Genomic DNA, 16,405 nt, shown 5'->3' with positions numbered 1-16,405 from the left:
GGCGGACCGCCTCGAACACGCCATGGAGGACCGGCGGTTGCAGCGCTTCTCGGTGAGCCGGATCCGGTTCGCCGACGGTGACACCGAGTCCCTCGTGACCGTTCGGGTGCACCTGGACACCGCCGCGCTGGATCTGGCCGACCCCACCACCGTGCGCGGCCTCGACGACCTGGCCAACCGGGCTCGCGCCGGGCTGGCGGCCACCTACGGCGGAACCCAGCGGCTGCCGGGCGGCGACCGGCTGCGGGTCCGGGTCGAGTTCGTGAACGACCCCGGCGCCGCGCACCACATCGTGGCCGTCCACCCCGACCAGGAGCGGGCGAACCACCACAACTGGGGCCTGGACATCCGGGCCGAGATCATCGCCCACGAGATCGGCCACACGCTCGGGCTGGCGGACGAGTACCGCGAGGGCTCCTACGACGGCCGGTCCCGGCCGGTCCACGTCGACGGCGGACTGATGGCCTCCACGACGCGGGACCGCTTCGACCGGCCTCTGGTCGACAGCGACAGCCTGGCCGACCGCCCGGGCTACACCGACCGGCGACCCGTTCTGACGGCGCGCAACCTGCGGCAGCTGGGCGCCGTGATCGACCTCGCGTTCGGCGCCGACCGAGGCCCCGCCCCGGACGGGACCCACCCGCCGAGGCCGCGGGTGAACGAGGACGCCCGGCGCACCGCGCTCTTCGGCGACCTCGACGGGACCGGCGGGCGGTTGTCGAGCGGCGGCCGCGACGGCGGCGGCCACCTGGTCCCACCGCCCGGTTCGGACCGGCCGCGGCCGACCCGGATCCCGGGCTCGGAGAACCGCAACGGCACCTTCCGGGTCTACGGCGGCCCGGCCGACGGCACCGCGACCGGGCAGCACCGGCTGGCCGGCGACCTAGCGGCCGGCCCGGGCGCCCGCGACCGGGGCCGCACGGTGTTCCCGGAGCACTGGTCGTCCGACGACGCGGTGTACGCGGCGGAGCAGGCGTACCAGCACGCGCTGCGCCGCGGCGGCGACGCGTTCACCGGACTCGGTTCGGGTTCCTGGGCGTTCACCGGCGAGTACGGCGGGGTGCGGATCGAGGGCCGGGTCGAGTCCCGGACCGAGTTCCGGCCCGCCAACCCGGCCGAGAACCGGCGCGGCGGCACGGTCGAGGTGGCGGAGATCGTCTCCTTCCGCCCGTCCGAGGACCAGAGCGGCCTCGGCGCCGCCGCGCACCTGCCCTGGCACCCCTTCCCGGACGGCTTCGGCCAGCGGGTCGAGGACCTGGTGCGCTACGGCGACCGCTACACCATGACCGGCGCGCACCACCAGCCGCCGGAGCCGCCCGGGCACCGGCCGGGGGAGCCGTCCGCGGTGGAGCTGGCCGGCCAGCGCCGGGGGATCCGGATCGGCGCCCCGTTCGGCGGGCACCCCAATGGGACCTACCGCGCGCCCGTGTGGTTCCTGGACCCGGTGGTGACGCCGTCCTCCTGGATAACGGACTTCCCCTCCCGCTGGCACCTGCGCGCGGACCACCCGACCAACACCTTCTACCCGAGGGACTGGCCGGCCGGCCGGGTCCTGGAGGCCGTCCGGACGGCGTACGAGAACCGGACCGAAACGCGCCTCGTGAACGGTGCCCAGCACTGGACCGGCACCGCCGACGGCGTCCGGATCGAGGGCATCACCCGGGACGGCCGGCATCTCGTCCACCGCCCGGCGGACGAGCAGCCCGGCGTCGTCCTGCCGCCGGACGCGCACCGCTCCGCCCCGCTCACCGAGCCCGGGGCGCCCGCCACCGGCCGCCGCCCGGCCACCACCGACCCGACGGCGCCCGTCGCGGTGCCCGCCGACCGGGTCGCCCCGAACCTGAGCGACACCGCCGGCCGGGGCCTGCCCCGGGAGTGGACGGCTGCGGAGCGCCTCTACGCGGCCCACCACGGGCGCCCCATCGGGGTCGAGGAGCCGGTCGCGGACGGGTTCCGGAGCCGGGTGCGGTTCGCCGGGGTCGAGATCACGGTGCTGAGGGACGCGGAGTACCGGATCGTCGACTTCTCGGTCGCCGACGGCCACACCCCGCCGAGCCAGACCAACGTGCCGGTGCCCGAGCGAGGCCCCGTCCGGCCGCCCGCCCCGGGCGACGCGGCACCGGCGCCGCTGTCGTTCGCGCCGCGCTCCGCCGGTTCGGACGGCGGCTCCCTGCCCACCACCCCGGGCGGCGACGGCAACGTCGTGCCCAGGACGCCCGGCCATGACGGGGACTCCCGGCCCACCACTCCGGGCGGCGACGACAACGCCCTGCCCAGGACGCCGGGTTGGCCCACCACCCCGGGTGGGCCCAGCACGCCGGGCCGGGACGAGTCCGGCCTGCCCGCCACCCCGGGCCGGCCCGAGGACATGGACCTGGACCTGTACCGGGACTCCGACGAGGAGATGGGCTACTACACCGACTCCACGCTCGACTACCTGTCCTCCGACCACGACATGGAGTCGGTGTACGGCTACGACTCCGACCGATCCATGGACACGGACTCGCGCCGGGACACCGACACCGACACCGACACCGACAGCACCACCGACACCGACAGCACCACCGACACCGACGGCGGCGCCGACCGGGTCCGCCCCGCGCACCGGGCACCGGCGCCGGACCTGCGGATCGCCCAGGTCCTCCGGACGGTCGAGGTCACCGCGCCCGCCGACCGGGCCCTGCACAGCAGCACCAGCACCCACCTGCGCCGCTTCCAGGCCGGCCGGGCCGTCCTGCTGGACGGCTCGCCGGCGGTCGAGGTCCTGGTGCGGGTCCACCTGGACACCTCGGGGCTGCCGGCCGGCCAGGACCACACCGAGTCGCTGGCGGACCTGCGCGCCCGTGCCCGGCGAAGCGTCGACGACTACTACAACACCGGCCACCGGCTGCCCGACGGCGATGTCATGGTGGTCCGACTGGAGTTCGTCGACGGCCCCGGCGCGGCGCACCACCAGGTCGAGGTCCTGGCCCCCGAGCCGGGGACGCCGATCCGTGAGCACTCCGGCCTCTGGGGTCTGGACACGAACGGCACCGTCCTGGCCCACGAGCTGGGCCACCTGCTCGGCCTGCCCGACGAGTACCGCGAGCGGCGCGTCCACGAGGAGTCGGTCGACGAGAACGGCGACCGCGTCGTCCTGGAGCGCGAGATCCGACCCCGGCCCTCCTACACCGACGCCGGGCTGATGGGCGGCACCCACGCCGGTAACAACCGGGTCCGTTTCGACCAGGACGCCGGGATCCTCACCGACGGCACCGACATCCGGTTCGCCGTCCAGCCGCGCAATCTGCGGGAGCTGGGGGCGGTGATCGAGCAGGCGCTCGGTCCCGTGCAGGCGGTGCCGAACGCTCACGAGCTGCCGGGTCGGGCGTCGTTCGACCTGGACGCCCGGCAGTCCTCGCTGTTCGGGGGGACGCGGAACCCGGGCGGGCATCTGCTGCCGCCGGCCGGTTCGGACCGGCCGGCGCCGGAGCGGGTGGTGCGGGTGGAGCGCAACGGCGTGGTGGTGGCCGAGTTCGCCTCGGATGCGGCGCTGCCGCGGGCGCGGCGGGTGGCGACCTCCTCCGCCGCCGGTGACCTGCTGGGCGCCGGTGACCCGCTGACCCCTGCCGGGCCGGCGCAGCGCCGGATGTTCCCGCGCAACTGGACCAGCGAGGACGCGGTGTACGCGGCCGAGCAGGCGTACCTGCACGCGCTGGGCAGTGACCAGGTGGTCCCGCTGGGCGGCGCCCGCCGCCGCTGGACCGGCGAGTACGCGGGCGTGCGGATCGAGGGCGAGGTCCAGGGCGACCGGTTCCTGTCCTTCCGGCCCTCCGACAGCCAGCCCGACACCGACCCGCCCCTGAACGCCCCGCACCGGCCCGACCCGCTGGCCCTCACCGAGCACGACCCGGCCCGGAGCGACAACCCGGCCCAGGGCTACGGCGCCTTCGGCCAGCGCGCCGAGGACATCGCCCGCTACGGCGACCGGCAGCACCTCACCGGCCTGCACCACGAACTCGACCCGGCCCTGTCCGGCCGGGAGAACGCGCTGCGGGCCCACGGCGCCCGGGTCGTCGAGACCATGGCCCCGGCCCACAACGGCACCTACCGGGCCCGGGTCGCCTTCCTCGACCCGACCGTCGCCCCGAACTCCCCGCTCGCCGAATTCCCGACCCGCTGGCGGGTCCGGGACGCCGACGACGGCCTGCGCACCATGTACCCGCGGACCTGGTCGTCGGAGGACCTGCTGATCCGCGTCGACGAGGCGCACGACGGCGTCCCGGCCGAGCGCCGGGTCTACCTGGACGACGGCCGGACGTACTACTGGACCGGCGAGGCCGACGGCGTCCGGATCGAGGGACTCTCCCGCGACGGCGCCCACCTGGCCCACCGCCCGACCGAGGACCAGCCGACGGCACCGATCCGGGCCTGGGACGACCTCCGGGTGCGGCACACCGTCCGCGGCGAGGACGTCGACCTCGACGGCCGCACGGTCACCGTCTCCCGGGTGCTGTTCGACTCCGGGCAGCTCGGCCTGGAGATCACCCTCCCCGTCCAGGTGTCCACCGAGGGCGGCCTGACCCGCCGGGAGCAGCTGGCCGCCGAGGGCGAACTCCAGCGCCGGGTGGACGCCTACGTCCGCGAGCGGGTCCGCGACACCGCGGACCCGGACGGCCTGCCGGAGACACTGGTCGCCGTCCGCCTCGACTTCGCCGACGAGCACCAGGACCCCTATGCCCGGGTGATCGTCGACCGCGACTCGCTGCCCGACCCGGAGGACCTGGCGCTGGTCGACACCGCCGAGAACCTCCGGCACCTCCTCGGCCCGCTGGCCCACTTCGACGGCGCGGACGTGTTCCACGAGACGGCCGTCCGGCTGGAGGAGGAGGCACCCACCCGGGTCGACCTCCTCACCGACCTGCACACCGCCGGGGGCACCCCCCGCGTCCCCGCCGACCTGCGCGAACCCGGCCCGCTGCGGCCGGGCGAGCAGCGGCCCGCCGTGACCGCCGGCGCCGACCGGGACACGCAACGGGCCGTGGAGGCGATGGACTTCCGGTTCACCCGGAGGGCGGTCGACCTCGACCCGCGCACCTTCCCCGCCGACCGGAGCCTGCCCCGCGAGTGGACCGCCCGCGACGCGCGCTGGGCCGTCACCCGGCTCGTCGAGCAGCACCAGGTCGGCCCGAGGGAGACGAGCGTCGTCATCGGCGACTTCCGCGGCGTCCTGCTGGAGGTCTCCGTCGTGAACGGCCGGATCACCGGCTACCGGGGCATCGGCGACCAGCGGGAGCTGCCGCAGCTGCACGTCCCGCCGCTCGGCGAGCAGGCCCCCTCCCACACCTCCGCCCCCGTCCCCACCGCTCCCGCCGCCCTGCCGCACCTCGCGCCGCCGGACGGCCACCCCCTGCTGGACGCCGTCGCGGACGCCTCGCCCGAACTCGTCGGCGCCCTGCTCGGGCACCACAACCTCTCCCCGGACACCGGACGGCCGGAGCTGCGTCGGCTGATGACCACCGAGGTGGCCGAGTACCTCCAGCGGACCGGGCCCGCAGACCTGCCCGCCGAGGCCCTGGCCGCCTTCCGCCCCCACCTGGCGCCGAGCATGGACACCGCCCGGGAGCTGCACGCCCTGCGGCACGCCCTGGCGGCCTCGGACGGCACCCACGACGCCGGGCTCGGCGGGGCGCTCGCCCCGCTGCTGGCCCACGCCCTGCACATCCGGCTGGAGGTGACCGACCAGCAGGGGAACACCGCGCACCACGGCCCCGACAGCGAGACCGTCGTCCGGATCACCGACGAGCCCGCGGAGCAGGACACCGCGGGCCACGACACCGACATGCAGTCCCAGCGGGAGTCCTCCCCGGCCGGGACCGACCACGGCGACGACCTCACCATGCTGGTCGACCCCGCCGAGACCGAGCTCGCCCAGGTCACCGGGGCCCGCGAGGTCCGGGCCCCCGCCGACCCCTTCGGCCGGTCCGTCTCGGCCGCCCGCGTGCGCGGCTACGAGGCGCGGCGCGGCCTCCTGGAGGACGGCGAGCCCGCCACCGAGATCGTGGTGCGCATCCACATCCGCCGCGAGCAGGGCGAGATGGACAGCGACCTCGACAGCGAGGACGGCCACCTCTACGACGCCCCCGTGGAGCAGTTCACCGACGAGCAGATCGGGGAGGTGATCGAACGGACCTGGGAGGGCGTCAACGCGGCCTACAACACCGGCCACCGGCTTCCCAACGGCGACCTGCTGCGGATCCGGCCCGAGTTCGTCGAGCACTCGGCCGACGTCAACCACCACGTCCACATCGTCGACCTCTTCACCCGCCAGCTCCACGAGAACCACGAGACCTGGTCCCTCGAATCCACCCCGGACACCCTCGCCCACGAGATCGGCCACCTGCTCGGCCTCGACGACGAGTACCGCCGCCACCAGATGCGGCACACCATCTACACCGACGCCGGGATGATGGGCTCCGTCCACGTCGAACACGGCCGGGTCTCCGCCGACCAGCTCGCCGGCGTCGGCCCGCAGCGGGTCGAGGGCGTGCCGACCCTGGCCGCGCGCAACCTGCGCGAACTGGGCGCCGCCATCGACGAGGTGTTCGGCACCCAGCCGTCCCGGCTCACGCCCACCCACCACGCCCCCGACGGCCACCCGCTGCCGCCCCGGGCCGCGTTCGACCTGCACACCCGGCAGGCCGCCCTGTTCGGCGACCGCCGTACCGAGGGCGGCCACCTGCTCCCGGCACCCGGCTCCGACCGTCGCCGGCCCACCGGCATCGTCGAGCAGCACCCCAACGGCGTCCTGCACGTCGAGTACGGGGCTGCCCCGGTCGGCCCGCGCCGCACCGTCACCGACGTCCGCACCAGCAGCTCCGCCGGGGACCTGCACAGCACCGGGCCCGCGCCCACCGCCGACCACAGTCGGCGGCGGCTGTTCCCGCGCAACTGGACCGAGGACGAAGCGGTCTATGCCGCCGAGCAGGCGTACCTCGACGCGGTGCGCCACAGTGGCGTCACCCCGACCGGCCCCGGCCGGTACCGCTGGACCGGCGAGTACGCCGGAGTGCGGATCGAGGGCGAGATCCACGGCGACAAGTTCACGTCCTTCCGGCCCGCCGACACCCAGCCGGACCCGCAGGCCCACCAGGTGCACCAGGCCGGCCCGCCGGCCCGCCCCCGCCGGGCCGCCCCCTGGGACGGCCTGTCCGACCTCGGCCCGCTGCCGCCGCGCGGCGAGGGCCTCGACCACGCGCCCTCGCGGCCCACCGGCCTGCTCCGCTACGGGCAGCGGGCGCAGGACGTCTCCCGCTACGGCGACCGGCAGTCCCTCACCGGGCTGCACCAGGAGTTCACCCCGAACGGGGAGCTGGACCTCGCCGCCTGGCAGCGGCAGCGCGGCGTCGAGGTGATCGAGCGCGGCAACGTCCACCCCAACGGCACCTACCCCGCCCGGGTGCGGTTCCTGGACGCGACCGTCGCCCCCGACGCGCCGCTCGCGGAGTTCCGCAACCACTGGTTCGAACCCCAGGGCACCTCCGTCCGGACGATGTTCCCGCGCGAGTGGGGGCGGACCGCCGTCCTGTACGCGGTCGAGACCGCGCACGCCAACGCGTTCCACCGGGTCCGGATCGACGAGCGGACCTACCGCTGGATCGGCGAGGCCAACGGCGTCCGGATCGAGGGCCTCAGCCGCAACGGCCAGCACCTCGCGTACCGGCCCACCGGGATCCAGCCCGGCGCCCACACCGAGGTCTGGAACCGGCAGCAGGTGATCGCCACCGGCGCCACCCGGGCGGTCGCCGCCGGCACCGGGCAGATCCACGTCCAGCGGGTGCTCTTCAACTCCGGACAGCAAGGCGTCGACATCGTCGTCCCGCTCCATGTCGGTCTGACCGGCGGGGTGACGGAACAGCAGGTCCGCGCCTTCACCGACCAGGTGACCCAGCAGGCCCAGCAGGTCTGGGGCCAGGCCAACGCGGGCCGGCAGCCCTGGCTGGTCAACGTCACCGTGGTGCCGACGGCCGGGCCCGCGGGCGCCTTCCGCAGCCTCGGCGCGAACGAGGCCGGCGGCATCTCCGCCTCGGCACTGCTGGGCGGCCTGCTGCCCGGATTCGGCTGGAACGGGTCCGGCAGCCCGGTGCGGCAGCTGTTCGACCTGGCCGGGCCGGTCACCACCTTCTCCGACCGGCTCCTGCCGACCGGCGGCCCCGAGGCGCTGCGCGAGCCCGGCCCGCGCCGGCCGGGGGAGCAGCTCCCGCCCGCCGTCCCGCAGTTCGACGCCCGCACGCTCCGGCCCGAGTTCACCGAGGACGCCTGGCGGGACCCGCGCGGCCCCGGCCTGCCGCGCGAGTGGTCGGCCGACGACATCCGCGTCGCGGCCGGCGTCGTGCTCGACCACGCCCGGCGGACCACGGGGCAGCTGCCGCCGGCCGACGGCGTCGTGCACGGCACCGCCGGCGGCGTCACCGTGCACGTCCGGCGCGAGGGCGGCCGGATCGCCGAGGTCTGGGGCGAGCCGGGCCAGGAGCAGTCGCGGCAGCACTCCACCCCGGTCGGCGAGGGCGTCACCGTCCCCCGCAACGCCGTCCGGCCGGAGCAGGAGCCGGCCGGCTCGCAGATGCTGCGCGCGCTCGTCGAGGACGACCCGGGACTGCTGCGGGAGCTGTTCGGCGACGAGGAGGGCGGGCGGCTCGCCGCCGACCCGGCCGCCGCCGAGCGGGCGCTGCGCGAGCTGGTCCAGCAGCGGTTCCGGGACGAGCCCGAGCTGGCGCGGGAGGTGCACGAGCTCTACGCTGCCTCGGCCCGCCGGACCGGGAACGAGCCGCCCGAATGGCAGCCCTTCCTCGAGGGCCTGCGGCAGGAGTTCACCGCCTGGCACGAGCAGGACGAGGTCGGCCTGACTGCCCCGAGCACTGGCAGCGACGCCCTCGCCGTGCTCACCGCCGCCGCGCTGAACCTTCGGGTCACGCTCGTGGACGTCGGCGACAACCGGGCGGTGCTCTCCGAGTTCGGCCCCGCCAACGGCCGCCGGACCACGCTCGACCACACCGAGCAGGAGGGCTACTCGACCGTCGCCGCCGCCGAGCGGCGGAAGGAGCAGGAGCGGCTCGACCAGGAGCGGCGGGAGCAGACCGAGGAGGAGCGGGAACGGGAGCCGGTCAGGCGGGCGAGCGAGGACGAGCAGGAGCGGGAGCGGCTCCGGCGGGAGGCCGAGGAGGAGCTGACCGAGGAGGAGCTGCAGCGGATCCGCAGGAACGCCGCCGGCAAGGCCAAGGCCCCCACGACGGTCGACGAGAGCGTCGGCGCCGGCAGTAACCCTGCGCGCGAGAACCCTGTGCGCGGCAAGCAGGAGGCCGAAGAAGCGGACCTGCCCGAGATCAACCGGCGGATCAAGGAGATGGAGGACGCCGACGCCGCGAAGAAGGCCGCGGAGAAGGCGGCGACGCAGGGGGAGAGCTCGGGCAGCTGGCCGTCGAAGCCCGCGCTCAAGGACGAGGAGGCGCCGAAGGTCCCGTCCAAGAGCGAGATCGAGGAGGAGCCCGCGCTCCCGCTCAAGGAGGAGGAGGCCGCGCCGCCGCCGAGGATCGAGCCCGTCGTGGTGCCGTCCTCGTCCAGCACCGACGAGCGGGTACCGCCGCGGACCGTCACCGAGTCCGGCGTACTCTCCGGCTCGCACATGGTGACCGGCATCGGCGAGCCCAGCAGCGTGCTGGTCGTGAACCTCGCCGCGCGGATCGCCGACGTCCTCCCCGAGGGGACCGCCAACCGGCGGGCCCTGGCCAGGACGCTCGCGGAGACCCTCTTCAGCGACTCCGCCCTGCGCGCCCAGGTGTCCGCCCTCTCCCGGGGCGAGGTCGTGCACATCCCGGTCGGGACCGACGCCCGGCAGGGCACCGTCACCGTCCGCGGCGAGGTCGCGGACCTGGTGCACCGGGCGAAGGACAAGGCGAAGGAGAAGTTCGAGTACGAGGGCGGTAGCGACCGCGTCGTGACGCTCGGCACGACCACGGGCGGCCGCAAGCGGCTCGGGCTCGGGCTGCAGGGGCGGCTCGACTTCTTCAAGCTGTTCCGGCTCCAGGGCTCCGGCGGGGTCCAGGGCGACCTGATGTCCTGGGAGGGCCTGACCACCCGGGCGCGGTTCTTCTCGCGGTCCAAGACCACCGAGCGGACCGAGATGTTCGACGGACACCTGCGCCTGGAGGTCGGCTACCAGCCGGCCGGCCGGAGGGGGACGGAGGACCTGTCGGTCCGACTGGACCGGTTGGCCGCGAACGTCGTGACGACGCCGATCGAGGTCGGCATCCCGCAGCGCGAGACCCGGGACTCCGCCGACGACCTCGACGCCGCGCACCTCGACTGGCCGACCGGTTTCGACACGGCCCGCCGGACCCAGGCACGGCTGCACCTGTCCCACGTGATGCTGGACGTCCACGCCAAGGGCGAGCCCCGGCTGCGCAGCACGCCGCGCCAGGACGCGGACGGCAACGTGGAGATGCAGACCCTGAACACCCCGCCCGGCCGGCCGCTGCGACGGCAGGTCATGGCGGGCGTGGTCGACCTGCTCGCCGGGAACGCCGAGGTCAGGGCGGCGCTCGGGAGCGACCGCAGGTCGCTGTCCGACCGGCTCGTGGCGGAGTTCGGCTACCAGCGCCTCCAGCAGGACTTCAAGGGCATGACCAACGGCGAGTCCGTCGTCCTCCGGATCCCCGGCAGCGACGTCCGGATCGAGGTGAAGGCCGCCAACCGCGAACTGAACGTCCTGGCCCTCACCAAGGAGACCGAGTTCAACACCGGCGCGGGCGACATGGTCACCAGGCTCCGGCGGAAGGTCGTGAGCGGGCTCCGGCAGCTCCAGGGTGGCGGCCGGATCGGCCTCGACGACCGCAATGTCAACGCCTCCTACGGCGGCCGGAAGGGGTCGGACACGATCCACATCTCGGGCCGGACGCTGGAGACCGCGGTCACCACCAAGACCAAGGAACCCGGCGCGATCCTCGACGGCGACGGCTACCTGGAGGTCGTGGTCCACAAGGGTGACCAGCAGCTCGGCGACGCCGTCGAGATCCCGGTCGGGTTCCGTTCGGTGATGCCGCAGTCCGACCTGCTGACGCCGACGAAGCACGCTTCGGCCGCGGCCACGGCCGCGGTGGCCAGGATCGTCGAGAACGGCCTGCCGGAGTCCACGGTCGTCCGCGACCTCGGCTCCGTCGACAAGCTGCGGGCCGGGCTGGAGAAGAACGGCAAGGAGTACTACGGGAGCCTCTGGCCGACCGTGCGGGACGAGGTGATGCAGCTCGTCACCCAGCCCGCGCTGGCGTCCCGGCTCAGTGCGATGACCCGCGGGGAGGCGTTCGAGCTGAACTCCTTCGACCAGAGCAAGGCGGGCGTCCTCAAGGACACGGTGCTGGGACGCAACCTCAAGGTGACCGTCACCGCCACGCTCGAGCCCGATCCGAAGTACCTCAGGCAGAGCGCCAGCGCCGACCTCAGCCGGCAGAACGAGACCAGCACCTTCAGCTCGGAGCGCCGGCAGACCGGGAAGCACAAGGTCAAGCAGGGCGGCATCGGGTTCCCCATGGTCGCCGACCAGCCCTACGGCAACACGGACCTCAGCTGGCAGGAGCGGGTCCGGGTCGGTACCCGCGACTCCGCCGCGGACAAGCTCTACGCGAACAGCAAGGTCCGCGACGCTCAGGACATCCTCGGCGGACAGGTGAGGCTGACCCTGACCCTGGAGGGCAGGGGCGCTCCACGCTCCGTCACGAGGTTCCTCGACACCGAGTTCAGCGTTCGCGCCCCGAAGGCCGAGCTGCCGCTGGAGCCGCACCTGCGTACCCACACCGTCCTGCCGCGCAACCAGCTCAGCGCCTCCTCGGTGGTCGCGTTCAAGGAGCTGGACGGCGGGCGGAGCGGGGGCGCCCAGGTGCTCACGGACGTCCGCGCCGCCCTGCAGAAGCGCTTCGCCGCGCGCGGGGGCGTCTCCCGGCAACTGGACCGCGTCCTCGCCGAGGAACTCGGGCCTAGGACGCTCCAGGCCAACCTGTCCCAGCTCACCCGGGGCGGCGTGCTCAAGGTGCCGGTCGGCGGCGCCGGCTGGTCGGCCGAGGTGGTCGTCCGGGCCCGGCTGAGGGAAGCCCCCGTGCTGCGCCGCGAGGTGAACGACGCCGAGATCGAGGTCGGTACGCAGAACCGGACCGGCCACGGCGTCTCCTACGACCAGCGGGAGCGCGTCACCGGCACCGTCGGCCTGAGCGGCAAGCCCGGTTCGGACGGCAAGAGCGTGCTGACGGTCGACTACTCCTACCGGCACGACTCGGCGACCGGCATCGCCCTGGAGACCGCGGGCAGTACCGTCAACCGGGCGAAGAACGTGTCGAGGGCCGCCGTGTCCGACGCCGATGTCAGCTTCGAGGTCGAGATCCGGGGCTGGACGGGCGGCCTGATCCCCAGCAAGACGAAGCTCCCCGAGATCCGGGCGGAGGCGGAGGTCCTCACCCCGCAGTACAGCCCGGTGGAAACGCCGAGGGCCGTCCCGGACCGCATCTGGCAGACGCACCGGCTCGGGTCCTCGGACGTCGTCACCAACGTGTTCGTGCCGGAAGCCCGCGACAACGGCGCGGCGTCGTCCCACGGGAGCACCGGATCGGTGTCCTCCGACCGGAACTCCGGCGCGGGGCACGCCAACGAGAACAGCGCCGGCGGGAACAGCCTCGGCGTGGACAGCCTCGCCACGAACAACACCAGCACGAACACCATCGTCGCGAACAGTGCCGTCGCGAACAGCGCCGGGGGGAACAGCACCAACGGGAACACCGCCGCCAGGCCCCGCGACTTCGCCGAGGCCCTGCTGCGCTCACCGGGCGACCCGGGGGAGTTCGGCGGCCGGAACATCACCAAGTGGCTCGACGGCCTCGGCAGGTCCGGCCTCCGGCAGAAGCTCTACGACACCCTCACCCCGAACACCCTGCACGACCAGCTCAAGGCCATGATGTCGGGCCGCGAACTGGTGGTCTCCGACGGCGGCGTGACCGTCCGGATCGGCGCGTCCGTGCGCCGGCTGGCCCACACCGGCAGCACCACGACCACCGAGTTCAACACCGGGACGCAGACCGAGCACACCCACTCGGCGGCCGACGGCGCGACCGGCGGCGGGGCGGGCTCCGGCCACCAGCTGCGCGCCACGCTGGGCGTCAACGGCGGTGCCTGGTACGCGGGCGGGGCCCTGACCGGGTCCACCGGCCACGACACCCAGGAGACCTGGTCCAACCGCGCGGGCTCCGGCAACACCACCAAGGTGAAGCCCAAGAACGCGAGCATCTTCAGCGGTGAGGCGGACCTGCACTTCCGGGTCGAGTGGAAGGAAGCGGTCGGCACCACGCCCCCGTTCGTGATGGCCACCAAGCACGCGTACTTCCGGCGTCCGCTCGGTATGGAGACCGTCATCGACATCGCCGAGACGAGGGCGCAGGCACCGGTCGGCGCCACGCCCAACCCGGGCAACGTCTTCGACTCCGCCACCGCGCCGCGCGGGGCCGAGCTGCGCGGGCTCACCGATCACACGGCGGCGGACAACGTCGTCCGGATCCCGCCGGACCGGGTGTGGACGCACGGGCTGGTCGACACGGACGTGGTGCGGACGGCCGACATGGGGCCGGACGCGCGGCAGCAACTGACGGCCGGGGCGAAGGAGTTCCTCGGCGCGGACGCCTGGGACCGGATCCGGGGCATGGTGGACCGGATGATCGACCCGGTGGCGCTGGCGAGCCGCCTCAGCACCCCGCTCACCCCGCTCACCCCGCCGACCCCGCCCACCCCGCGCGCTCCGGGGGAGAACGCCGGCCAGGCCGCCGCGAAGCCGGAACCGACACTCACCGACGGCCCCGGGAACTCCACCCTGCTGATCGGCCCGCCCGACCTGGCCGGCGGCGTCCGGGTGGAGGTGCGGGTGAAGGTCAAGCAGCTGGAGTTCGTCCGGACCGACGCGGAGTCGGAGTCCAACCCGACCAACACGACCTCGGTCACCGACGGTGTCAACTCCCAGCGCACGGTCCAGGCGGCGCTGCGCCTCACCGGCGGCGCCAAGGGCGAGATCAACGAGTACGTCGGCGGTCGCGGCGGCGGCTACGCCGACGGCGCCTACCAGTACCGGACCGACCTCGCGACCGGCGAGGGCGGCCAGGTCGTGAACAACGCCAAGATCAAGACCGACACCGCGCGGTACCGGGGCTTCGCCGAGGTGGAGGTGGTCTACCACAAGGACGGGAAGGTGCTTCCGCGCAAGGAGCTCATGGCGATCGAGATCGACATCCCCGTCGACAACGTCAAGGGGAGCACCGACGTCCCGTCCGGCGGCTACCTGCGGTTCGACGAGGGCACGCGCGACGGTGAACTCCTGCTGCACGGCGCGCCGACCACGGCGGTGCGGTCGGTCGCGGACGCGCTGGGGCTGGACCCGGCCGCCCCGGCCGACCGCGCCCGGATCCTGGGCGTCGGCCACGTCGCCCGGGAACTGCTCGCCGGGTCCCTCACCACCGAGGGCGACCGGGCCGTGCGCTGGCTGCGGGGCCTCGACCGGATGCTCGTCCTCGCCGGGGACGAGTCGAACGGCGGGGCCTTCGAGCACCTCCGCCGGGTGCGGGACGGCGGGACGGTGACGGCGGAGGAACGGCGCCGGCTCCAGGACCTGACCGAGCAGTTCGGCGAGGACCCCGACCTGTCGGCGGCGGACCTGAACGCCCGCTGGAACGCCGAAGCCTCGCACCAGCCCGGGGACCTGAGCCTGCGGGAGCCGTCGGCCGGCCCGGATCCGACGATCCGGCTGGCGGCCGACGCCCGCAGTACCGGCGAGACGAACAGGCTGCTGGAGGACGTCCGGCAGCGGGTCCTCGGTGCCGAGGGCGACGCGCCGCAGCGGGTGGAGGTCACCCTGGACGTCCCGGCCGACCGGGCCACCAGGGAGGCCGACCGCCTGGAGCGGCGGCTGCGCGGGGTGCTCCGGACGACGCCGCGCGAGGTGGACGTGGTCATCGTGACCACCACCGCCCAGGTCCGGCGTCCGGCGCAGGACGGCCCGGAGCCCGAGGGCGGGCCCGGGCCCGTGGGCGGCGTCCGGAGCTTCCGGGTCGGCCCGCCGTCGCGGGACGCGGGGGAGCAGGTGCAGCACGAGCAGGTGCAGCAGGTGGAGCAGGTACAGGTACAGCAGGAGCAGGTGCAGCAGGTACAGGTACAGCACGAGCAGGTGCAGCAGGTAGAGCAGGAACGGGTACAGCAGGAGCAGGCACAGGTGGAGCAGATTCCGCCGGTCGTCCAGGTCCCGTCCGGGCAGGCCCCGCTGCTGCAGGCCCCGCCTCCGCCCCCGCCGCGTCGCGCGTCGGCGGAGGAACTGCCGCGCAACTCGGAGGACGAGCACCTGACCTCGGAGTCGGAGTCCGACACGTCGTCGCTGAACAGTTCGAACGACGACACGCCGGACCTGGGACCGGTTGCCGACGAGTGGATGCCCGGCTTCGGGGCATCGGCGTTGCGCAACCTTCCCCGGCCTTCGAACCAGTCGGCCGAGCCGCCGCGGAACCTCGGGTCGGACGAGTCGCGGCCGTTCGACGGCTTGCAGATCGCCGTCCCGGAGGGTCTGACGCACGAGCGTGAGGCGACCACCGACACCTGGCACACGGCTCGGCCCTACGAGGGTGCGGAGGAGTTCTATCTGCATCCCAACACCCGGGTGGGGAACGACTCGGACAACCTCTCGGTCGACTCGGACCTGTCGGAGCCGGCGCACGAGCGTGAGGCGACCACCGACACCTGGCAGACGGCTCGGCCGTACGAGGGTGCGGAGGAGTTCTATCTGCATCCCAACACCCGGTTGGGGAACGACTCGGACAACCTCTCGGTCGACTCGGACCTGTCGGAGCCGGCGCACGAGCGTGAGGCGACCACCGACACCTGGCAGACGGCTCGGCCGTACGAGGGTGCGGAGGAGTTCTATCTGCATCCCAACACCCGGTTGGGGAACGACTCGGACAACGACTCGGTCGACTCGGACCTGTCGGAGCCGGCGCACGAGCGTGAGGCGACCACCGACACCTGGCAGACGGCTCGGCCGTACGAGGGTCCGGAGGGGTTCTATCTGCATCCCAACACCCGGGTGGGGAGCGACTCGGACAACCGCTCGGTCGACTCGGACCTGTCGGACTCCGGGAGCGAGCTGTCCGAGGACTCCTGGGTGCACGTCCCGCCGCCGGTCCCGCCGGTCCCGCCGGTCCAGCCGCCGGTGCCGCCGCCGGGCCCGAACCCGCCGCTGCCGCCGAACGCGGCCGACGGGCCGCCTCGGATCGAGGAGCCGGAGCCCATGGAGAGCCTGGAGGACAGCGTCTTCAGTGCCCTGACCCAGCTGTTGGGCGGCGGTGGTGGGCAGCCGTGA

General features: G+C 74.2%; 1 protein-coding gene (only partly in view). It reads left to right on the top strand.

Annotation, left to right across the window (positions count from 1 at the left end; genetic code table 11):
• A protein-coding gene (locus OG715_RS06980; RefSeq protein WP_266276401.1) for an EndoU domain-containing protein crosses the window boundary here: on the top strand, positions 1-16,405 show its 3' end. Its footprint begins 18,503 nt before the window's first position; the window shows 16,405 of its 34,908 coding nt (coding positions 18,504-34,908); its start codon lies beyond the left edge, outside the window; its stop codon occupies positions 16,403-16,405.

This window comes from Kitasatospora purpeofusca (assembly GCF_036010405.1).
In the GTDB taxonomy this organism is placed as follows: Bacteria; Actinomycetota; Actinomycetes; order Streptomycetales; family Streptomycetaceae; genus Kitasatospora; species Kitasatospora purpeofusca.
This window is presented reverse-complemented; position numbering and strand designations above follow the sequence as displayed.